Raw genomic sequence first — 23,169 nt, forward strand, 5'->3', positions numbered from 1 at the left:
GCTGGTGCAGCGGCTGTCGGATGCGCAGCGTGAGGGGCGGCGGATCCTGGCGGTGGTGCGGGGCACGGCGGTGAACCAGGACGGTGCGTCGAACGGGTTGACGGCGCCGAATGGTCCGTCGCAGCAGCGGGTGATCCGGCAGGCGCTGGCCAACGCCCGGCTCACGCCGGCCGACGTGGACGCGGTGGAGGCGCACGGCACGGGCACGACGCTGGGCGACCCGATCGAGGCGCAGGCCCTGTTGGCGACGTATGGGCAGGACCGGTCCGAGGGTCGGCCGCTTCTTCTCGGGTCGGTGAAGTCGAACATCGGTCACACGCAGGCCGCGGCGGGTGTGGCGGGCATCATCAAGATGATCATGGCGATGCGGCACGGCCTCGTCCCGGCGACCCTGCATGTGGATGAGCCGTCTCCGCACATCGACTGGACGGCGGGTGCGGTGGCCCTGGCCACGGAGGCGACGCCGTGGCCGGCGGTGAACCGGCCGCGTCGGGCCGCCGTCTCCTCGTTCGGGATCTCGGGCACGAACGCGCATGTGATCATCGAGCAGCCTGCGGTGATTGAGGGTGTGGTTGTCGGTCGGGTGGTGCCGTCGGTGGTGCCGGTGGTGTTGTCGGGGCGTACGGATGGTGCGTTGGCGGCGCAGGCGGGCCGGTGGGCGCGTTGGCTGTCGGCCGACGAGGCCCTGCGTCCGGTGGACGTGGCCTGGTCATCGATCACCACCCGGCCCGCCCTGGATCACCGTGCCGTGGTCACGGCCACCGGCCGCGACGACCTGATCACGGCGCTGACCGCTCTCGCCGCCGGTGACCCCTCCGGCACGGTGGTCACCGGCGCAGCCGACCAGCGCGGTCAGTTGGCCCTGCTCTTCTCGGGTCAGGGCGCGCAGCGCGCCGGGATGGGTCGGGAGTTGGCGGAGGCGTTCCCCGGGTTCGCCGCCGCGTTGGACGAGGTGGCTGGGCACCTGGACCCGTTGTTGCCCCGGCCGCTTCGTGAGGTGCTGTTCGCCGCCGAGGGTTCGGTGGAGGCCGATCTCCTGGATCAGACCGTGTTCACTCAGGCGGGTCTGTTCGCGGTCGAGGTGGCGTTGTTCCGCCTCGTGGAGTCGTTCGGTGTGGTGCCGGACTTCGTGGCCGGGCATTCGGTCGGTGAGATCACGGCCGCGTACGTGGCGGGGGTGTTGTCGCTGGCGGACGCGTGTGTCCTGGTGGCGGCGCGGGGTCGGTTGATGCAGGCGTTGCCGGTCGGCGGCGGGATGTTGGCGGTGGCTGCGTCGGAGGTCGAGGTGCTGTCGACGCTGGACGGGTTCACCGACCGGGTCGGTGTCGCGGCTGTGAACGGTCCGTCGGCCGTGGTGGTGTCCGGTGCGGTCGACGCCCTCGACGAGGTCGAGCAGGCGTGGCGGGGCCGGGGTGTGCGTACCCGCCGGTTGACGGTGAGTCATGCGTTCCACAGCCCGTTGATGGAGCCGATGCTCGACGAGTTCCGTACGGTGCTGGCCGGGTTGACCTTCGCCGCGCCGCTCCTGCCGGTGGTGTCGAACCTGACCGGTGCGTTGGCCGACGGCGACGAGCTGCGTACCCCGGACTATTGGGTGCGGCACGTGCGGGAGGCGGTTCGGTTCGCCGACGGGGTTACCGCCCTGAAGACCGCCGGGGTGGACACGTTCCTGGAGATCGGGCCGCAGAGCGTGCTGACCGCGATGGCCGCAGACGTCCTGCCGGCCGACGACGGCGTGTTGGCCGTCGCCGCCCAGCGCCGGGACCGGCCCGAGACCCACATTCTGCTCGCCGCCCTGGCCGAGCTGCACGTGCACGGCGTGCCGGTGAACTGGGCGCAGTGGTTCGCCGACACCGGCGCGACCCGGGTCGACCTGCCCACGTACGCGTTCCAGCGGGAGCGGTACTGGCCGGCGGCCGGCCGCCCGAGGTCCGGTGACGTCTCCCGGGCCGGTCTGGGCGACGCCGAACACCCGATGCTGGGCGCGGCGGTGGACCTGGCCGGCGACGACGAAATGGTGCTGACCGGCCGGCTGTCGCTGGCCACCCACCCGTGGCTGGCGGACCACGCGGTCTCCGGCGTGACGCTCGTCCCCGGCGCCGCCCTCGTCGAACTGGCGGTACGCGCCGGCGACGAGGTCGGCCTCTCCCGGCTGCGGGAGCTGAGCGTGGCCGCCCCGCTGATGGTCCCCGACTCCGGCGGCGTGCGGATCCAGGTACGGGTCGACGGGTCCGCCGGCTCCCCGGAGCGCGCCGTGGCCATCTACTCGCGCCGCGACGACGACGCCGAGGCGGGCTGGACCCGGCACGCGGACGGCGTGCTCGAAGCCTCCTCCCCGGAGGAGCCGGGCATCGGGGCGTGGCCGCCGGCCGGCGCGTCCGAGGTGGACCTGACCGACTGGTACGCAGCCCTGGCCGGGCACGGCCTGGCGTACGGGCCGATGTTCCAGGGCCTGCGACGCGCCTGGACGGCCGACGGTGCGGCGTACGCCGAGGTGGCCCTGCCGGACGACGCGGCGGGCGACGCGGCGCGTTTCGGCGTCCACCCGGCGCTGCTGGACGCCGCCCTGCACCCGATCGCGCTGCTGCTTTCCGGCGCGGCGTCGGACGGCCCCCGGGTGCCGTTCGCGTTCTCCGGCGTGCAGGTGCACGCCTCGGGGGCGCGGGTGCTGCGGGTGCGGCTGACCCGTGAGGGTTCCGGGGTGCGGCTGGTCGCGGTGGACTCCTCGGGTGCGGCTGTGGTGTCGGTGGACTCGTTGGTGCTGCGGGAGATGAGCGGGGTGGTCGCTCCGAACCCGGCCACCCGGTCGTTGTTCGAGGTGGTGTGGCAGGCGGAGGAGGTCGTTTCCGCTGGTGATGCGGCCGGGTGGGCGCTGCTGGTAGCGCAGCCGGGGCAGCTCCACAGTGTCGGCGGCGAGGGTGTTGTCGGGCTGGTCGGCGGTGAGGGTGTTGTCGGGTTGGCCGGCGATGAGGGTGTTGTCGGGCTGGCCGGTGGGTTGGTGGTCCGGGGTGGGCTGGCGTCGTATCCGGATGTGGCTGCGGTGGTGGATGTGGTTGCGGCGGGTGCGGCGGTGCCGGCGGCGTTGGTGTTGCCGGTGTCCGCTGGTGTCCCTGGCGTGGCGGTTCCCGACGTGGTGCGGGCGGTGACGTCCGGCGTGTTGTCGGTGGTGCGGTCGTGGCTGGCTGCCGATGCCCTCGCGGAGTCGCGGCTGGTGGTGGTGACCCGGGGCGCGGTGGCGGCTCGGGATGGTGACGAGGTGACGGACCTGGCAGGCGCTGCGGTGTGGGGCCTGCTGCGGTCGGCGCAGTCGGAACACCCTGGCCGGATCGTCCTCGCGGACCTGGAAGCCGGCGACGTGGAACCCGGGCTGCTCGCCACGCTCGCCGGTGCCACGGGCACGGGTGCCCAGGTTGCCGTTCGGGCGGGTCGGGTGTTCGTGCCGCGTCTGGTGCGGGCGTCGTTGTCGGAGTTCTCAGCGTCGGGGTCCTCGGCGTCGGAGTCCTCGCTCGTGGTGGGTGAGGGTTCGGTGCTGGTGACCGGTGGCACGGGTGCGCTGGGCGCGTTGGTGGCGGAGCACCTGGTGGTGGCGCACGGGGTGCGGTCGTTGGTGTTGGTGTCGCGGCGTGGTCCTGATGCTGCGGGTGCGGCTGAGTTGGTGGGGCGGCTGGTCGGGTTGGGTGCGTCGGCTCGGGTGGTGGCGTGTGATGTGACGGACCGGGAGCAGGTGTCCGGGCTGGTCGCCGAGGTCGCTTCGGTGGGTCGGTTGGCGGGTGTGGTGCACACGGCCGGCGTGCTGGACGACGGGGTCGTCGAGACGCTGACGGCGGAGCGGTTGGCGGGGGTGTTGGCGCCGAAGGTGTCGGCGGGTTGGTTCCTGCACGAGGCCACCGCCGGGCTGGACCTGGACCTGTTCGTGTTGTTCTCGTCCATTGCCGGGGTGTTGGGTTCGCCTGGTCAGGCGGCGTATGCGGGGGGGAATGCATTCCTGGACGCCCTCGCGGTGCACCGGCGGCAGGTGGGTCTGCCTGCGGTCAGCTTGGCGTGGGGGATGTGGGACACGGCGGGTATGGCGGCGTCGATCGGTGAGGTGGATCGGGTGCGGTCGGCGCGGTCGGGTCTGCCGCCGATGAGTGCCGAGACTGGTCTTGAGTTGTTCGACGCGGCGATGGCCGTGGGGCGGCCGGTGTTGGTGCCGATGGTGGTCGACGTGCCGGCGTTGCGGGCTGCTGCTGCCGGTGGTGTGGTGCCGCCGATGCTGCGGGCGTTGGTCGGCACTACGGCGACGCGCCGCCAGGCGGGACAGGGCGGCGACGGTTGGGCCGGACGGCTCGCCGGGCTCACCGAGGACGAGGGCCTGGCCCAGGTCGCCCTGCTCGTCCGGGGCTTGGTCGCGCAGGTGCTCGGGCATGGTGGGGCGGAGTCGGTGCCGGCCGAACGGGCGTTCCGGGAACTCGGGTTCGACTCGTTGACGGCGGTGGACCTGCGGAACCGGTTGAACGCGGCGACGGGGCTGCGGTTGGCGTCGACGCTGGTGTTCGACTACCCCACCCCGGCCGTGCTCGCCGACCACCTGTGGTCCGAGCTGGCCGGCGTACGCCGGTCAACGGCACAGCCGACGGTCAGCGCGGTCGCCGGTACCGACGAGCCGATCGCCATCGTTGGCATGGCCTGCCGGTACCCGGGTGGGGTCGACAGCCCCGACCAACTGTGGGAGCTGCTGGCCGGTGGCGGGGACGGAATCTCGGAGTTCCCGGCGGACCGGGGCTGGGACCTGGAGTCGCTGTTCGACCCGGATCCGAACAGCAGCGGCACCTCGTACACCCGGCACGGCGGCTTCCTGTACGGGGCGGGGGAGTTCGATCCGGCCTTCTTCGGAATCTCACCGCGTGAGGCCCTGGCGATGGACCCGCAGCAGCGGCTGCTGCTGGAGGCGTCGTGGGAGACGTTCGAGTCGGCCGGGGTGGATCCGCAGTGGCTGCGGGGCAGCCGGACCGGCGTGTTCGCGGGTGTGATGTACCACGACTACGCGTCGCGGCTGATGGACATCCCCGGCGAGGTCGAAGGCTACGTCGGGACCGGCACGTCGGGCAGTGTCCTGTCGGGTCGGGTGGCGTACACGTTCGGCCTGGAGGGGCCGGCGGTGACGGTGGATACGGCGTGTTCGTCGTCGTTGGTGGCGTTGCATCTGGCGGTTCAGGCGTTGCGTAGTGGTGAGTGTGATTTGGCGTTGGCCGGTGGTGTGACGGTGATGGCGACGCCGGGGACGTTCATCGAGTTCTCGCGTCAGCGTGGCTTGTCGCAGGACGGTCGGTGTAAGTCGTTCGCTGCTGCCGCCGATGGCACGGGCTGGTCGGAGGGCGTGGGCGTGCTGCTGGTGCAGCGGCTCTCCGACGCGCAGCGGGAGGGTCGGAACATCCTGGCGGTGGTGCGGGGCACCGCCGTCAACCAGGACGGTGCGTCGAATGGGCTTACCGCGCCGAATGGTCCGTCGCAGCAGCGGGTGATCCGGCAGGCGTTGGCCAACGCGCGTCTGACGACGGTCGATGTGGACGCGGTGGAGGCGCACGGCACCGGCACCACGCTGGGTGACCCGATCGAGGCGCAGGCCCTGCTCGCCACGTACGGGCAGGACCGGCCGGTAGACAGTCCGCTCTGGCTGGGGTCGATCAAATCGAACATCGGTCACACGCAGGCTGCGGCTGGTGTGGCGGGCATCATCAAGATGATCATGGCGATGCGGCACGGCGTTGTCCCGGCGACGTTGCACGTCGACGAGCCGTCTCCGCACATCGACTGGACGGCGGGTGCGGTCACCCTGGCCACGGAGGCGACGCCGTGGCCGGCGGTGAACCGGCCGCGTCGGGCGGCTGTCTCCTCGTTCGGGATCTCGGGTACGAACGCGCATGTGATCATCGAGCAGCCGTCCGCCCCGGTGATCGAGGGTGTGGTTGTCGGTGGGGTGGTGCCGTCGGTGGTGCCGGTGGTGTTGTCGGGGCGTACGGATGGTGCGTTGGCGGCGCAGGCGGGCCGGTGGGCGCGTTGGCTGTCGGCCGACGCGGCTGTGCGTCCGGTGGATGTGGCCTGGTCGTCGATCACCACCCGACCCGCCCTGGAACAGCGGGCGATCCTCCTCGTGAACGACCGGGACGACCTGCTGTCCGCCCTTCGGGCCCTCGACGCGGGCGAGCCCTCCGGCGCGGTCGTCACGGGTGCCGCCACCGAGCGGGGCCGGCTGGCGCTGCTGTTCTCGGGCCAGGGCGCGCAGCGCGCCGGCATGGGCCGGGAGTTGGCGGAGGCGTTCCCCGTGTTCGCCGCCGCGCTCGACGAGGTGTGCGCCGAACTGGACGGCCGGCTGCCGCGTCCCCTTCGCGAGGCGCTGAACGCCGCACCGGGGTCCGAGGCGGCGGGCCTGCTGGACCAGACCGTGTTCACCCAGGCGGGCCTGTTCGCCGTCGAGGTGGCGTTGTTCCGCCTTGTCGAGTCGTTCGGCGTGGTGCCGGACTTCGTGGCGGGTCACTCGGTCGGTGAGATCACGGCCGCGCACGTGGCCGGGGTCCTGTCCCTGGCGGACGCGTGCGCCCTGGTGGCGGCCCGTGGTCGGTTGATGCAGGCGTTGCCGGCCGGCGGCGGGATGTTGGCGGTGGCCGCGTCGGAGGCTGAGGTGCTGCCGACGCTGGAAGGGCTGACCGACCGGGTCGGCATCGCAGCCGTGAACGGTCCGTCGGCCGTCGTCGTCTCCGGGGCGGTCGACGCCCTCGACGAGCTGGAGCAGGCGTGGCGGGGCCGGGGTGTGCGGACGCGCCGGTTGACGGTGAGTCATGCGTTCCACAGTCCGTTGATGGAGCCGATGCTCGACGAGTTCCGTACCGTGCTGGCCGGGTTGACCTTCTCCGCCCCGTTGCTGCCGGTGGTGTCGAACGTGACCGGTGCGCTGGCCGACGGCGATGAGCTGTGCACGCCGGAGTATTGGGTGCGGCACGTGCGGGAGGCGGTCCGGTTCGCCGACGGGGTCACCGCCCTGCGGGCGGCCGGGGTGGACACGTTCCTGGAACTCGGCCCGCAGAGCGTGCTGACCGCTATGGCCGCCGACGTCCTGCCGGCGGGTGACGGTGTGTTGGCCGTCGCCGCCCAGCGCAAAGATCGGCCGGAGGGTCACGCGCTGCTGGCCGCCCTGGCGGAGCTGCACGTGCACGGCGTGCCGGTGACCTGGACCCAGTGGTTCACCGACAGCGGAGCGCAGCGCGTCGACCTACCGACGTACGCGTTCCAGCACCAGCGGTACTGGCCCGAGGCCGCGCCCCGGCCGCTGACCGTCGAGGACGGACGCGACGCCGAATTCTGGGCCGCCGTCGAGCGCGGCGACCTCACCGCCCTGGCCAGCCAGCTTGGCGACGACGCCGCCGTGGACGCCCTCACCCCGGCCCTGCCCGTGCTGTCGCAGTGGCGTCGGACCCGGAACCGGGACACCGCGCTGGACGGGTGGTCGTACCGGGTCGACTGGGAGCCGGTCCGGCCGGCCCCGGCGACCGGACTGTCCGGGCGGTGGCTGGTCGTCACCGTCGGCAGCGGCGCCGACGCGGGCGTGGCGAAGACGCTGACCGGGGCCGGCGCCCGCGTCGACACCCTGACCGTGCCGCCGGCCCAGACCCGGGCCGAGCTGGCCGGGCGGCTGCGCCGCATCGGCGACGAGGGCTGGGCGGGGGTGCTGTGCGTCCTGCCCCGGCAGGACCGGCCGCTCCCGCACGCGCCCGGGGTCCCCGCCGGCACGGCGGTGCTGCTCACCCTCACCCAGGCGCTGACCGACACGGGCCTGCCCGGCCGGGTGTGGGCGCTCAGCCGGGCCGCCCTGCCGGTCTCGGCCGCGGAGCGGGCCGGCGACGTCTGGGCGGCGCTCGCCTGGGGCCTCGGCCGGGCCGTCGCCCTGGAACAGCCGGACCGCTGGGGCGGGCTGGTGGACCTGCCCGCCCGCGCCGACCGCGGCACCCGCGCCGCCCTCGTCGCGGTGCTCACCGACGGCACCCTCGACCAGGTGGCGGTGCGCCGCAACGGAGTCTTCGCCCGCCGCCTCGTGCCCGCCGTCCCGCCCGTCGGGCCGGGCTGGCGGCCGTCGGGCACGGTGCTGGTCACCGGCGGCACCGGCGCGCTGGGCCGGCACGCCGCCCGGTGGCTGCTCGCCAACGGGGCGGCCGAGGTGGTTCTTGCCTCCCGGCGCGGCCCCGACGCCCCCGGCGCCGGCGAGCTGGTCGGCGACCTCGCCGGCCTCGGCACGGTGCGGGTGGTCGCCTGCGACGTGGCCGACGCCGAGGCCGTCGCCGCGCTCGTCGGCGGCCTGCCGGACCTCACCGCCGTCGTGCACACCGCCGGCGCGTCCGGCGGCACCACCCCGGCGTACGGGCTGACCGACGGCGAGCTGTCGGAGACCCTGGCCGGCAAGGTGCTCGGGGCCGTGCACCTGGACACCGCCTGCTGGGGCCGGGACCTCGACGCGTTCGTCGTGTTCTCCTCCGTCGCCGGCGTCTGGGGCGGCGGCGGCCAGGCCGGGTACTCGGCCGGCAACGCCCTGCTCGACGCGCTCGTCGCCGCCCGCCGGGCCGCCGGCCTGCCAGCCACCGCCCTCGCGTACGGGCCGTGGGCGTCCGACGGCATGGCGGCCGGGGAGACCGCCGACGGCCTGCGTCGCCGAGGGTTCGCCCCGCTCGCGCCCGAGGCCGCCGTGGCGGCGCTGGGCCGGTGGGTCAACGCCCCGGAGGCGGCGCCGGTGATCGCGGACGTGGACTGGTCCCGGTTCGTCGCCGCGTTCACCGCGGCGCGACCGAGTGGCCTCTTCGACCGGGTCGCCCCGGCCGGCGTCGAACAGCCGGAGCCGCAGCCCGAGGAGACCGGCGTCACCGCCGCGCTGCGGTCCCGGCTCGCCGGGCTGCCGGCAACCGGCCAGGAGACGCTGCTGGTCGACCTCGTCCGGGCGGAGGCGGCGGCGGTCCTCGGCCACGGCTCCACCGACCAGGTGCCGGCCGGCCGCGCCTTCCGGGAGCTCGGCTTCGACTCCCTTGCGGCCGTGCAGCTACGGGACCGGCTCGGCCGGGTCACCGGGCTGACCCTGCCGTCGACCGTGGTCTTCGACCACCCGTCGGCGCTGGAGCTGGCCCGCTTCCTGCGTACCGGACTGGTGGCCGGCGCGGCCGACGGCCCGGCGGCCGGCGTCACCGTGGTCCGGCCGGCGGCCGACGAGCCGATCGCGATCGTGTCGATGGCCTGCCGCTTCCCCGGCGGGGTGTCCTCCCCGCAGGAGCTGTGGCGGCTGCTGGCCGACGGGACGGACGCGGTGACGCCGATGCCCACCGACCGGGGCTGGGACCTGGACTCCCTGTTCGACAGCGACCCGGATCAGGTCGGCACCAGCTACACCCGCAGCGGCGGCTTCCTGACCGACGTGGCCGGGTTCGACGCCGCGTTCTTCGGCATCAACCCGCGCGAGGCCCTGGCCATGGACCCGCAGCAGCGGCTGCTGCTGCACGCCACCTGGGAGGTGTTCGAGTCCGCCGGCATCGACCCGCAGCGGGTACGGGGCACCGCCACCGGCGTGTTCATGGGCACCAACGGCCAGGACTACGCCACCCTGCTGCTCGGCGCCCGGTCCCAGGTGGAGGGCTACCAGGCCACCGGCAACGGCGCTTCCGTCGTCTCCGGCCGGCTGGCGTACTCGTTCGGCCTGCACGGGCCGGCCGTCACCGTCGACACGGCCTGCTCGTCGGCGCTGGTCGCCCTGCACCTGGCCGCCCAGGCGCTGCGCTCCGGCGAGTGCGACATGGCCCTGGCCGGTGGCGTGACGGTGATGTCGACGCCGGGGGCGTTCCTGGAGTTCTCCCGGCAGCGCGGCCTCGCCGAGGACGGCCGGGTGAAGGCGTTCGCCGCCGGCGCGGACGGCACCGGCTGGGGCGAGGGCGTCGGCGTCCTGCTGCTGCAACGGCTCTCCGACGCGCAGCGGGACGGCAACCGGATCCTCGCCGTGGTGCGCGGCAGCGCGGTCAACCAGGACGGCGCCAGCAACGGCCTGACCGCCCCGAACGGGCCGGCGCAGCAGCGGGTGATCCGGCAGGCGCTGGACGTCGCCGGACTGACGCCCGGCGACGTCGACGCCGTCGAGGCGCACGGCACCGGCACCACCCTCGGCGACCCGATCGAGGCGCAGGCGCTGCTGGCCACGTACGGGCACCAGCGGCCGGCGGACCGGCCGCTGTGGCTGGGCTCGGTGAAGTCGAACATCGGGCACACCCAGGCCGCGGCGGGCGCCGCCAGCCTGATCAAGATGGTGCTCGCCCTCCAGCACGAGCTGCTGCCGGCGACGCTGCACGTCGACGCGCCGACCCCGCACGTGGACTGGTCCTCGGGCGCGCTGGCGCTGCTCACCGAGGCCCGGCCCTGGACCGGGGCCGACCGGCTCCGCCGGGCCGGAGTCTCCTCGTTCGGGATCAGCGGCACCAACGCCCACGTCATCATCGAGGAGGCGCCCGCGCCGCAGCCGGCCATCGGCCCGGACCGGGGGACCGACCCCGCCGCCACGGACGGGCACCGGGTCGACCCGGAGCCGGCCGCGGGCCCGACGCCCCTGTTCTCCGGGGCGGACCCGGCCGGGCTGCGCGACCAGGCTGGCCGCTCGGCGGACCCGACGCCGCTGCCGTGGCTGCTCTCCGGCGCGGACCCCGCCGGGCTGCGCGACCAGGCGGGCCGGCTGGCCGACCTGGTGGCGACCGGTGCGGGCGACCCCGGCCGGATCGCCTGGGGCCTCGCGGCGGGACGGGCCCACCTCGGCCACCGCGCGGTCGTCGTCGCGGCCGACGGGCCGGCCCGGTCGGCGGCGCTGCGGGCTCTGGCCGCCGGCGAGCCGCATCCCGCGCTCACCACGGCCCGGCGCCGCTCCGGCGGCCTCGCCGTGCTCTTCTCCGGCCAGGGCGCGCAGCGCGCCGGCATGGGCCGGGAACTGTACGCCACGTTCGGGGTGTTCGCGGCGGCGCTGGACGAGGTGTGCGGGCTGCTGGACGGCCTGCTGCAGCAGCCGCTGAAGCCGGTCCTGTTCGCCGAGCCGGGCACCGCCGGGGCGGAGCTGCTGGATCGGACCGTGTTCACCCAGGCGGGTCTGTTCGCCGTCGAGGTGGCGCTGTTCCGGTTGGTCGAGTCGTTCGGCGTGGTCCCCGGCCAGGTGGCCGGTCACTCGATCGGCGAGATCACCGCCGCCCACGTGGCCGGCGTGCTGTCCCTGGCCGACGCGTGCGCCCTGGTGGCGGCGCGCGGTCGGCTGATGCAGGCGCTGCCGGCCGGCGGCGGGATGCTGGCCGTCAACGCGCCGGAGGCCGAGGTGCTGCCGACGCTGGACGGGCTGACCGACCGGGTCGGGATCGCGGCCGTCAACGGCCCCATCTCGGTGGTCGTCTCCGGGGCGGTCGACGCCCTCGACGAGGTCGATCAGGTGTGGCGGGGCCGGGGCGTTCGCACCCGCCGGCTGACGGTGAGTCACGCGTTCCACAGTCCGCTGATGGAGCCGATGCTCGACGAGTTCCGGGCGGTGTTGGCGGGGTTGACGTTCGCCGCCCCGTTGCTGCCGGTGGTGTCGAACCTGACCGGTGCGCTGGCCGAGGGCGACGAGCTGCGCACCCCGGAGTACTGGGTGCGGCACGTGCGGGAGGCCGTCCGGTTCGCCGACGGTGTCACGGCTCTGCGGGCGGCCGGGGTGGACACGTTCCTGGAACTCGGGCCGCAGGGCGTGCTGACCGCGCTCACCGCCGGCCTGCTGCCCACGGACTCCGACGGGACGGCCGTGGCGGCCCTGCGGGCCGGCGCGGACGAGCCGGCCGCCCTGCTCACCGCCCTCGCCGCCCTGCACGCCGGCGGGCGGGACGTGGACTGGGCGGCGGTGCTCGACCCGCTGGCCGGCCCCCGCCCGACCCCCCGCGACCTGCCCGACCTGCCCACGTACGCGTTCCAGCCGCAGCGCTACTGGCCGACGCTGACCGTGGCACCGGCCCCGGCCGCCGACCCGGTGGACGACGAGTTCTGGCGGGCGGTCACCGACGGCGACCTCGGCCGGCTCGGCATCGACCCGGACCAGCCGATGCGCCAGGTGCTGCCGGAACTCGACTCGTGGCGGCGACGCCAGCACCGGGACGGCACCCTCGACGGGTGGCGGTACCGGGTCACCTGGCGGCGGCGGCCGATGGCCGTCGGCGACCCGGGCACCTGGTTGGTGGTGACCCCCCGGCAGCAGGACCCGGGCGGAGTCGTGGCCGCGCTCACCGCAGCCGGGGCGACCGTGCACGTGCTGCCGGTCGATCCTGCCACGGTCACCCGCGACGCCCTCGCCGCCGACCTCGACCGGCTCGGCGCGGAGCACCTGCCGACGGGGCTGCTGTCCCTGCTGGCGCTGGACGACGCCCCGCACCCCGAGCAGACGGCCCTGCCGACCGGCCTCGCGGCGAATCTGCTGCTGGTGCAGGCGCACACCCTGCGGCCCGGCCCGGCCGTGCCGTTGTGGCTGGCCACCACCGGCGCCGTCGCCGTCGACGACGAGCCCGTCGCGCGTCCCACGCAGGCGACCACCTGGGGTCTCGGCCTGGTCGCGGCGCTGGAACACCCGAGGCACCTCGGGGGCGTCGTGGACCTGCCCGGCAACCCGGACGAGGCGGCGTACGCGGCGCTGGTCACCGCGCTCACCAACGTCGAGGGGGAGGACCAGCTCGCGGTACGGGGGACGGGGGTGCACACCCGACGCCTCGTGCGGGACACCACCCGTGCGGCGGACACCGGCCGGGGCTACACCCCGCACGGGACCGTCGTGCTCACCGGCGGGGCGGGCGAACTGGCCCGGCACACCGGCGCGTGGCTCGCCCGACAGGGCGCCGAGGTGCTGCCGCTGGAGGAGCCGGCGGCGGGCAAGCTCACCGACCTGATGGAGCAGCTCGCCGCCGAGAGCCGGCCGGTCACCGGGCTGGTGCACGTCCCGGCGGAGACCGGGTCGGTGCCGCTGGCCGAGCTCACCGTCGCGGCCCTGGCCGCGGACCTCGTCGCGACCGTGGGCGACGTCCCCCGGTACGCCGACGAGCTGGCCCACCGGCCGGTCGACGCCTTCGTGCTGTGCACCTCCACCTCGGGGGTGTGGGGCGCGGGCGGCCGGACCGGCCAGGCGGCCGGCGACGCGCTGCTGCACGCGCTCGCGGCGAACCGCCGACACGCCGGGCTGCCGGCCACCGACGTGGCATGGGGGCCGTGGCAGGACGACCCGGCGTCGCCGGAGCTGGAGCAGCTGCGCCGGCGCGGGCTGCCGGGGCTGTCGCCGGAGCTGGCCGTCGAGGCTCTCGCCCGGGCGGTCCGCGACGAGTCGACAGTCGTGGTGGCGGACGTGCGCTGGGAACGGTTCGTGCCGACGTTCGCCGCCATGCGCCCGTGTCCGCTGCTGACCGAGATCCCCGAGGCGCGCGAGGCGCTGCCCACCGACGACGCCCGCCAGCCGGCGGACGACGAGGCGGCGGCCGCGCTGCGGGACCGGCTGCGCCCGCTCGGCGCGGGGGAGCGCGAGACGATCCTCGTCGACCTGGTGTGCGCGCAGGCGTCCAGCGTGCTGGGCCACACCGACGGAGGGGGGCTGGAACCCGACCGCGCGTTCCGGGAGGTCGGATTCGACTCGATGACGGCCGTGGAGCTGCGCAACCGGCTCCGTGCCGCCAGCGGGGTGCAACTGCCCCCCAGCGTGGTGTTCGACTACCCGACCCCGGCGGCGCTGGCCCGGCACCTGCGCGACCAGCTCGTCGACGACGGCACCGTGACGGCCGCGCCGCTGCTGGCCGAGCTGGAGCGAATGGACGCCGTCTTCGCGGCCGACGCGCCGGACCGGCTGACCAGGCAGAAGCTGATGGTCCAGTTGCAGGCGTTCGTCGCCCGGTGGGGCGACGAACGGCCGCCGGTCGAGGAGAAGCCGGTCACGCAGACCCTGGACGACGCGACGGATGCCGAGATCTTCGACTTCATCCGCCGCGAACTCGGCGGCCCCGGCGGTGAGGTGCCTTTCGGCGAGACGCGTTGAGTACGGAGAGCAGCCCGTGGCGGGAACGGACAGCGCGACTCGCGTGTACCCGGCGGCGCTGGCGTGCGCGCCGGGTCCCGGGCGATGTAGGCAGGCCCGCGAGGTCGGCCATGGCGATGAGCAGTTCGTGCCGAGCCGGCGGCGAGCGTGGGGGAGTCGTCCGAGGTGCCCCGGTCTGTTAGGGCCGGTTTCGAAGTCTGCCTACCTCGGCTTGGCGCGCGGGGCTCGCCGGGGCCCGCCCGCTGCGGGCTGTCAGGTCTGCCCCCTGGGCGGAGAACCCCTGACATGGTCCTGGTCCGTACCGAACGGTTTTTGCGCGCCCACCGGTCCGGCGCCGGTTCCCGGGAGGCCGACCGACCCCGGAACTGGTAGATCTTGGAAACAAACGGCCCCTCCAGGGGCCGAAATCTTCCAAGATTTACCCGATCTCCGCTCATCGCCGCAACGGCGACCGGTTTTGGTGGCGGCAGTCGCGCTCGCCTGCTGCCAGGGCACGCTGCCGGGCGTCTCCCGCACTTCGACACACGCTCTGCGTGGGTGCGCTGGGGGCACCTCCAGGCGCGGGCGCAGCATCGTGGGCGGCCCCGGCCGGCGAATGACTCCTGGATCGCGGCCTGCTGCCTCGTCGACCGGCTACCGCTGGCGACCTAAACGGCAAGGACTACGCCGACTTCGCCGAGTACGACGGCCTCCGGCTCTTCGACGTCTCCAAGCTTCCGGCAACACCCTCCGACGCGGCTGTCCGGCATCGTGCGGCTTCCCGCCCCCGGCTCCTCGGGCCGGGGCGGCTTGGCGTGGCACCGGTCTTCCGCGGCCTGGTCCTCGTACCCGGTGGCAAGCCGCGAAGCGGCGCGGCAGCCGAACGCCCTGACATCGACGGCGACCGGCCACTTTGGCGCTCGTCATGGCCTGATCTGCTGCTCACGACCATGCCGACGCCTGGCGCGAGAATCAAGGACCCAACGGGTGACCATGAGGGCCGACGAGGCCAGTAACAGCACGGCGGCGATCCACCGGGCCGGAGTGCGCCAAGTGCTGGGAGTGACCTCCGTGAGGTTTCCTAGCCCCAGGAGCATGTAGAAGCCCCCGCACGCTGCCCCTGCGGCCCACAGCCGGGGGTAATGCACGGTCCGCCTGAACAGCCGAACCGTTGAAGCGCGCCGGGTGTGGATGACCGTCCAGGCAGCGCACCCCACCAGGGCGACAGCGGCGCTGGCGAGCAGGATGTCCACGGCCGTTACGTCCGCCCCGTAGGTCGTCACGGGCAACACGGTAGCGGCAGCACACAGCTACCGGCTCCGGACACTTGGACAGCCGTCGTTCGGTGCGGCGGGCTGCGGCGCCTGATGCCGGCCGGAGACCGCCGCACCGGAGCCCGCCGGTGCGCCGCGCGTGCGCGGCGCTCTTGATCCTGATGAGGCGTGCCATGCCATCGTGTTCCTCCGTCGACTGATGCGCGACACGCGTGCGCAACTGATCTGCGCCAACCTCAGCGCGCTGATCGCGTTAGATCCAAATGCCGGAACACGGCGACTTCAGGCATCATCTCTGGGTGGATGCCAGCGAGGCCAGGGTCGTCCTGGTTGATGATCTCCGTTCCTTCGTGGATGGCCGCAGTGCGGAAGTGGCCCGAAGCAGTGCGGCTGGGGTTCAGCTCCTCGACCGGTACCGGGGACAGCGGTTGGACGAGTTGTGGCTGGACCATGACCTGGGCGGGGACGACACGATCTGGCCGGTCGTGGAGGTGCTGGAACGGGCCGCCTTCGAGGATCGCCGGTTCGACATCGGTGTCGTCTACGTCCACTCCGCCAACCCGGCCGGTGCCACGAAGGTCGCCCAGGTTTTGCGGCATTGGGGATACCAGGTCCACGTCGCGTCGGGCTCGACGGACGTCGGCTATCTCGACGGGACCGCCAGCGCGAGCTGACCGGCTGCAAAGCGCCAGAGCGACACAGGGCAGCCGACCGCGCGACTCGCGGCAAATGCAGATAGCCGACTATCGCGGGACTCGGCGCCCGAAGGAGGCGTGCTGGCCAGTTGGCTCTTGAGGGCATGCCGCCGAGTTGCAACACTTACTCGCTATGAGTGCTAAGGGGCACGGGCGCCCGCGTCAGCCGAGCGATGAGGTCGCGGAACGACGCGAGCGACGCGACGTGCGGATTCGCGCGGAACGGATCGAACTCGCGATGGCGGAGATGGACGACAAACCGCCGACCGACGACATCGAGTTCGGGCCCGGCCGCGATACGCGTGTACGGCGCGGAGGACTGCCTGGCCTCGGTCGAGGTCGGTGAACCGCCCGCCGGGCCACTCTGGGTGAACTCCGATCGGGCCATCGTTGTGGACGACTCGATCACGGCATTCCTGGCCCTTCGGCAACGCACCAGCTCGCTGGGACGCCGTGCAGCGATCGGATTGCGGCAGATGAGTGCGGCCTTGTCTCGTCGTAATAGGTTCGCTGCGGACCAGGCCAGAGCGGGACAATGTATGGATGGCAGGATTGCGCGATGAGGCGCTGCAGGACGAGGTCCACTGGTTCTCTGTCCGATGCGTCTTCCGCGTGGAAGCTGACCCGACGAGCCAGTTGTACGAGGAGCGGCTGACACTATGGCGAGCCCAGAGTTTCGATCAAGCGATTGCCTTGGCGGAGGACGAAGGGCTCAGGTACGCGGCCGAGCAAGCCGGCATGGACTTTGTGGGACTTGCTCAGGCGTTTCGGCTGTTCGATGAGCCGGGGCACGGGGCGGAGGTCTTCTCAATGGTCCGGGCGAGCGAGCTGGAGCCGCCGGCATACCTGACAAGGTTCTTCGATACCGGCGAGGAGAGACAGAGCGACATCGTTCCCGGTGCGTGACGGGGCGGCGAACCAGCCCGAGCACGATCGCGACGCTCTCGCGCCCGGTCAGCGGCATGAGAGGATCTTGCGACGGCGGCCATCCTGTCGCCCCTAGCTTGCTGGATCTGTCGCACATCACCCGGCGGAGCTGCGACGCACATCAGTCGGCGGATCACACGTGCCATGCCATCGCTACTTCCAGCGGTAGTGATCTAGGCGGAAGCAATCCTGCGGCCGGCTCCGACTCCAGGCTGCTGCTCCTCCTGGCATGGATGACCAGCGACGAGTGATCAAGACGACTCCCGGGTTCCTCGCCAATCTGCCCTCGTATCGTGCTTGATGTCCGTAATCTGCATCGCCTGTCCCGGGTGCGGGATTGCCGACACCCTGAACTGTCACCTAGCCTCCCGTTAGGCAAGGCAACCCTTACTTGACCTGCCTCGACCCGGGCGTGCTGCTGCGCCTGCCACCCCCGTGATTCGGAGCCGATCGATGCCCGTGACCATCGAGCCCTTCGCCGATCGGCGAGGGGCCGCCAGCTCGGCAGCGGCGGCCGTCCTGCGTGGTGAACAGCTGGTGCTGCGCTACGGAAAGACGGCGGTGGTTCACGGCGTCTCGGTGGTGCTGGCGCCCGGTCGCGTGACGGCGCTGGTCGGGCCGAACGGCAGCGGAAAGTCGACGCTGCTGCGAGCCCTTGCCCGGTTGCATCGGGTGGATGGCGGCGAGGTGCTGCTCGGCCACCGTGACGGGCAGCCGGAGCGCGCGGTGTCGCTGCTCAGCGTGCGTCAGTTCGCGCGGGAGGTCACGCTGTTCACACAGTCGCGTCAGGCCCCCCACGGGCTCACGGTGCACGAGGTCGTCTCGTTCGGGCGCCATCCGCACCGGCGCCGCTTCGCCGGCCCGTCCCTGGCGGACCGGAAGGCGGTCGGGCGCGCGATGGAAGTCACCGGCGTGCAGGACATGGCCGGTCGGCCGGTCGGCGAGCTCTCCGGTGGCGAGATGCAGCGCGTGTGGCTGGCCGCCTGCCTGGCTCAGGAGACCGGCGTCGTGCTCCTCGACGAGCCGACGAACCATCTGGACCTGCGCTACCAGATCGAGACGCTCGACCTGGTCCGGGATCTCGTCGACGAGCACGGCGTCGCCGTCGGCGTCGTGCTGCACGATCTCGACCACGCCGCGCGCGTCGCGGACACGCTGGTCCTCATGCGCGCCGGGCGCATCCACGCCGCGGGCGACCCGCTCGAGGTGCTCACCGCCGAGCACATCGGCGAGGTCTACGACCTGCGCGTGGAGGTCGAGGTCGACCCACGCACCGGCCGCCTTCGCATCGACCCGGTCGGGCGGCATCCCGCACGGAACCGGAACGTCAACCCAGGAGAAGAACTCGCATGATCCTTGGCACCCGCCTCGCGGCCAGCGCCGCGACGCTCACCGCGATCGCCGTGACGGTCACGGCCTGCGGCACCACGAAGGTCGACGAACCCGCCGCCGGCAGCCCGACCGCCCCCTCGTCGCAGACGTGCGCCGACGACAGAACGACAACATCGACCGGCCCGGTGTCGCTGACCGACGGCGTCGGCCGCAAGGTCGAGCTCGCCAAGCCCGCCCAGCGGATCGCGGTGCTGGAATGGCAGCAGACCGAGGACGTGCTCACGCTGTGCCTCACTCCGGTCGCGGCCGCCGACACGAAGGGGTACGCCACCTATGTGAAGGCGGAGCCGCTTCCGGCGAGTGTCGTCAACACCGGCGAGCGCGGCGAGCCCGACCTCGACGCGCTGTACGCCACGAACCCCGATCTCATCATCGTGGAGGCGTTCAAGGCCGACGATGAGCAGATCACCAAGCTCGAGAAGCGCGGTGTCCCCGTACTCGCCACGGTCGGGGCCGACGCCTCAGGCCAGATCGAGAACATGAAGAAGGTGTTCTCGATGATCGGTCAGGCCACCGGCCGCACCGAGCGCGCCGATCTGGTGTTGCGGCAGTTCGACGAACACCTCGCCGCAGCCAAGAAGACGGCCGAGGCCGCGAACGTCAAGTCCAAGGACTTCCTGTTCTTCGACGGCTGGATCGAAGGCGGCAACGTCGTCATCCGCCCGTACGGCAAGGGTGCCCTGTTCACCGAGCTCGGCGAGCAGCTCGGCCTGACTCCGGCCTGGACCGACAAGATCAACGCGGCCTACGGCAGTGGCGGCGTCGACCCCTCGTACGGTCTCGCGCAGACCGACATCGAGGGACTCATCGCCGTCGGGAGCGCGAACCTGTTCTACTCCGACGACGACACCCCGGACAGCTACGTCAAGGAACTGCGCAAGAGCTCGATCTGGACCGCGCTGCCGGCCGTGAAGGAGGGCCGGGCGTACCCGTTCCCCGCGGGCGTCTGGGGAGCCGGCGGGCCGAAGTCGAACGAGGAAGCGATCGACGCCTACGTGAAGATCCTGACCGGGAAGTGAGCGACACTCCCGCGCCGCGGCCGCTGCCCGGCGTCGGGCTCGGTCGCGGCGCGAGCGGGGCGGCCGTCCTGGCCGTCCTGCTCGTCGCAGTCGTCGTGATCGGGCTGTGGCACGTGACGCAGGGCACCTCCGGGGTGGGCTTCTGGGACCTGCTGCGCCATCTCCTCGGGGCGCGCGAGGACGTCGGCGGCGTACCGGTCACCGACGTGCTGACCGGGTCCCGCCTGCCTCGCATGCTCGCCGGGATCGCGGTCGGCGTGGCGCTCGGCGTGGGCGGGGCGCTGCTCCAGTCGGTCACCCGCAACGCGCTGGCCGCCCCGGACACGCTCGCCGTCACCGCCGGGTCCTACTTCGCGCTGTGCGCGGTCGCCGCGTTCGGTCTCGCGGTGCCGTTGTGGGCCTCGGGCGCCGTGGCCTTCGGCGGTGGTCTGCTGGCCGCAGGACTCGTGCTCGGCCTCGTCGGCACCGCTTCGGGCACCGGGTCGACGCGGCTGATCCTGGCCGGCTCGGCGGTCGCGATGGCTCTCGACGCGGCCAGCGCCATGCTGCTGATCCTGTTCAAGGAGAGCACCACCGGGCTGTACGCCTGGGGCAGCGGCTCGCTCGCACAGCTGAACATCGACGCCGCCATGCGCGCCGTCCCGGTCATCGTCGTCGTGCTCGCCATCGCCGTGCTGCTGGCCCGGCGACTCGACGTGCTCGGCCTCGGCGACGACACGGCCGCCTCGCTCGGCGTGCCGATCCGCTCGACCCGGGTCGTCGCGGTGCTCTGTGCCGTCCTGCTGACGGCCATCTCGGTGACGCTGGCCGGTCCCATCGCCTTCGTCGGCCTCGCCGCGCCGGTCGTGGTGCGCCTCGCGGCCAACCGCATCGGTGTGCTGAGCCGGCACGTTTTCCTGATCCCGGCCTGCGGACTGGTCGGGGCACTTCTGGTGCTGCTCGCGGACGACGTGCTCCGGGCGGTTCTCGGCGCCCAGGCGGCCGCCTCGATTCCCACCGGAATCCCGACGTCGTTGCTCGGTGCCGTAGTCATCGTGATCCTCGCGCTCCGGCTCCGCGATTCGGGAGCGGCGCGAGATGCGCCCCGGGCCCACGCCGCCACCCGCTCGCGCCGCCGCTTCCTCACCGTTGTGGTCGTCGCGGCCGGTCTGCTCGTCGCGGCGGCGCTGGTTGGCCTGCTGGCCGGCAGCCTGTGGCTACGCGCCGGCGATATCGCGCTCTGGCTCCAGGGCTCCGCGCCGGACCTGATCGGCCGGGCACTCGACGACCGCGCCCCCCGGGTCGCGGCGGCCGTCGTCGCCGGCGCGGCGCTCGCGCTGGCCGGCACCGTCGTGCAGGGAACGGTACGCAATCCGCTGGCCGAGCCGGGCGTGCTCGGTATCACCGCCGGTGCCGGCCTCGGCGCGGTGATCGTGGTGACCTCGGGCGCGGCCGGCGGACGTCCCGCGCTCATCGTCACGGCCGTCGCGATGGGACTCGACACCTTCGCGCTCATCGCCCTGCTGGCGTGGCGCGGAGGGCTCCTCCCCGACCGTTTCCTGCTCATCGGCATCGGCTGCGGCTACGCGCTCAGCGACATCAGCACCTTCCTGCTCCTGCGTGCCGACCCGTGGGACACGCCGCAGATCCTCACCTGGCTCTCGGGCACGACCTACGGGCGGTCCTTCGCCGACGTGCTGCCGGTCGCGCTCGTGCTTGCCCTCGCGACCCCCGTGGTGCTGGGAATGCGCCGCCAACTCGACCTCCTGGCGATCGACGAGGACACCCCGCGGATCTTCGGCGTCCGCCGGGAAGGCGCACGCCTCTCCCTGCTGACGGTCGCGGCGGTCGTGGCGGCGGTGAGCGTGATCGCGGTCGGCGTGGTCGGCTTCGTCGGGCTCGTCGCTCCCCACATCGCCCGTGGCCTCGTCGGTGTGCGGCACGGGCGCATCATCCCGGTCGCCATGCTGCTCGGCGGCCTGCTCGTCTGCGTCGCCGACGCCCTCGGCCGTACGCTCATCGCCCCCTCGCAGATCCCCGCCGGGCTCATGATGGCCCTTGTCGGAGCACCCTATTTCGTCTGGCTGCTGCGTCGCTCACGCGGCTGATGGGCGGCCTGCCGCACAAAGGTACGGATGAGCGCGCCGACCAACTCAGGACGCTCGGCGACGAGGCCATGCGTGGTGCCCGGCACGATGCACAACTGCGCGCCGGGAATCGACGCGGCGATGAGCAGACTGTGGCCGGGCGGGATCGTGTCCCGGTCGCCCGACATCACGAGCACCGGCGCCGCGATCCGGGCGAGTTCGGCCGGGTCGATGCGCGGCTCGCTCCGCCAGAGGCGGAAGAGCTTGGCGAGTACGACGTCCGCATGCTCCGGCCCGTCCGGCGACAGCCGTTCGTAGTGCAGCCGCTCGACGTCCGGTCCTGGCTCCCTTTCGAGCGCGTCGAGCACGGGGCACGCTGCATCCGTGAACGCCGACGGGTCGAGGTTCGCGCTGATGGCGGTCAGCGAGCGCACCCGCGCCGGGTGGTCGAGGGCGAGCAGCAGCCCGATGATCGCGCCGTCGCTGTAGCCGACGATGTGCGCCGATTCGAGGTCGACGGCATCGAGGTAGGCCAGGGTGTCGGCGACCCCGCGCGCGTACCCGTACTCCCCGTCGATGTCGGCCGACCGGCCGTGCCCGGGACGCTCGAAGGCGTACACCCGGTGATCCGGCACGAGCGCGTCGGACTGCGCCCGCATCGACTCAAGGGAGCAGAAGCCACCGTGCAGCAGCAGGACGGGATCGCCCTCGCCGGCGACTTCCGAATACAGGTCGACATCGCCGATCCGGAGGTAGCCCATCTGCTCTGTCACCATTTCCCGAGTTCTGAATCCGGCACAGCTCAGCGCCTGCGCGGCACCGCGCTCGGCGGCGTAGGTCAGGTGGGTGGCGACCAGGCGCGGTGAAAGCCATGGTCAGAGTACGCCTCCCGTGCAGCGCTGCCCGGCGGCCGGGCCGGGTGGCGATCAGATCTCCGCTCAGTCCCGGCAGGAACTAACTTCTATCGTCTACAGCCTTCGGGCCAAGCCGTCGAGTACCGCCACTAGTTAGGGAATCGACAGGTCCCGCGCCGCGCTCACCACCGTCTCTGCGGACCGCCTCGCCGACGCCGCACTGACCGGACAACCCTCCCTGGCTCGCACCACCCGGAACCGGAGTAGCGGACCCCTCGCTTGAAGGTTTTGGGGGCTTTGTTCAGCATGGTCCGTCCCACCCCGCGACCTCGGGTGACTGTCCGCGCTCGGCTGCGGGCAGGGCCCGGCAAGTCGTGAGGGTCTCCGGCTTGGCAGGCCCCTGGGGATGCGCGCGCTGCCGACACCATCGGCCCCTGCCGGGTCGGCCTGCCCTGCGTTGGTCCCTATGGAGCTGCCCCGTTTGTGCGGTCGGTGGAGTGGGTGCATGGACGGGGCAGCTCCATAGGGGCCGAAGGGCAGGTCCCCGACCGGGTGTGGGCGATCGTCTGCCCGGTGCACGGAGCGGCATGGGGCGGCGTAGCGGCGGCCTCCCGGGCATTTGCGCGAGTCGTGGAACAGTTGAGGTTCGACGGAACCGAGGCCCCGGGCCCCGCGCGGCGCACCACTACCAGGAGCGCCATTTCCGACGGCACGACTGACCGCGCGGGAGATCTTGGTAAAAATTGGCCCCCGGAGGGGCCAATTCCTTCCATGATCTCCGGTCATCCTGAGGTACGGAACGGGATTCCCGGAAGGTGGATGAACTTCGGGCGGGATCGGACACCTCGCGACTTTACCGAGGCCCTGGGGCTGCGGGCGGCTGCTCTGTCCC

General features: G+C 73.0%; 7 protein-coding genes (1 of these 7 only partly in view). 6 read left to right on the forward strand and 1 reads right to left on the reverse strand.

What is annotated here, in order from left to right; translation table 11 throughout:
* From ACH4T9_RS27990 to ACH4T9_RS28015, 6 genes are all read left to right on the forward strand, one after another.
* Window positions 1-14,071, forward strand: the end of a protein-coding gene (locus ACH4T9_RS27990; RefSeq protein WP_396674148.1) for a type I polyketide synthase. It extends 16,085 nt beyond the left edge of the window; 14,071 of the gene's 30,156 nt are visible here — the last part of the coding sequence; its start codon lies off the left edge, out of view; its stop codon occupies window positions 14,069-14,071.
* 1,516 nt (window positions 14,072-15,587) lie between these two features.
* Entirely contained in the window at window positions 15,588-15,998 is a 411-nt protein-coding gene (locus ACH4T9_RS27995; protein WP_396686870.1) for a cyclic-phosphate processing receiver domain-containing protein, read from the forward strand.
* Between the two features lie 564 nt (window positions 15,999-16,562).
* Entirely contained in the window at window positions 16,563-16,925 is a 363-nt protein-coding gene (locus ACH4T9_RS28000) for a hypothetical protein (RefSeq protein WP_396674146.1), read from the forward strand.
* Between the two features lie 474 nt (window positions 16,926-17,399).
* The gene (locus tag ACH4T9_RS28005) at window positions 17,400-18,299 is read left to right on the forward strand and encodes an ABC transporter ATP-binding protein (RefSeq protein WP_396674145.1); all 900 of its coding nucleotides are present in this window, start codon (window positions 17,400-17,402) and stop codon (window positions 18,297-18,299) included.
* Window positions 18,296-19,357, forward strand: coding sequence for an ABC transporter substrate-binding protein (locus ACH4T9_RS28010; protein WP_396674144.1), 1,062 nt, complete (start codon window positions 18,296-18,298; stop codon window positions 19,355-19,357). Before ACH4T9_RS28005 ends, ACH4T9_RS28010 begins: the two co-directional genes overlap by 4 nt.
* A complete protein-coding gene (locus ACH4T9_RS28015; protein ID WP_396674143.1) occupies window positions 19,354-21,444 on the forward strand; it encodes an iron ABC transporter permease in 2,091 nt (696 codons plus the stop codon). The genes ACH4T9_RS28010 and ACH4T9_RS28015 overlap by 4 nt, the downstream gene beginning before the upstream one ends.
* Here the strand turns inward: ACH4T9_RS28015 and ACH4T9_RS28020 are convergent.
* Entirely contained in the window at window positions 21,408-22,184 is a 777-nt protein-coding gene (locus ACH4T9_RS28020; RefSeq protein ID WP_396674142.1) for an alpha/beta fold hydrolase, read from the reverse strand. The genes ACH4T9_RS28015 and ACH4T9_RS28020 overlap by 37 nt on opposite strands.
* Between the last annotated feature and the right edge of the window lie 985 nt (window positions 22,185-23,169).

It is taken from the genome of Micromonospora sp. NPDC020750 (assembly GCF_044334565.1).
GTDB lineage: Bacteria > Actinomycetota > Actinomycetes > Mycobacteriales > Micromonosporaceae > Micromonospora.

Excerpts from the sequence above, each read along its gene's own strand:
- ACH4T9_RS28005 (WP_396674145.1), top strand. The coding sequence starts at position 17,400 with ATGCCCGTGACCATCGAGCCCTTCGCCGATCGGCGAGGGGCCGCCAGC.
- ACH4T9_RS28020 (WP_396674142.1), bottom strand. The coding sequence starts at position 22,184 with ATGGGCTACCTCCGGATCGGCGATGTCGACCTGTATTCGGAAGTCGCC.
- ACH4T9_RS28000 (WP_396674146.1), top strand. The coding sequence starts at position 16,563 with ATGGCAGGATTGCGCGATGAGGCGCTGCAGGACGAGGTCCACTGGTTC.
- ACH4T9_RS28010 (WP_396674144.1), top strand. The coding sequence starts at position 18,296 with ATGATCCTTGGCACCCGCCTCGCGGCCAGCGCCGCGACGCTCACCGCG.
- ACH4T9_RS27995 (WP_396686870.1), top strand. The coding sequence starts at position 15,588 with ATGCCGGAACACGGCGACTTCAGGCATCATCTCTGGGTGGATGCCAGC.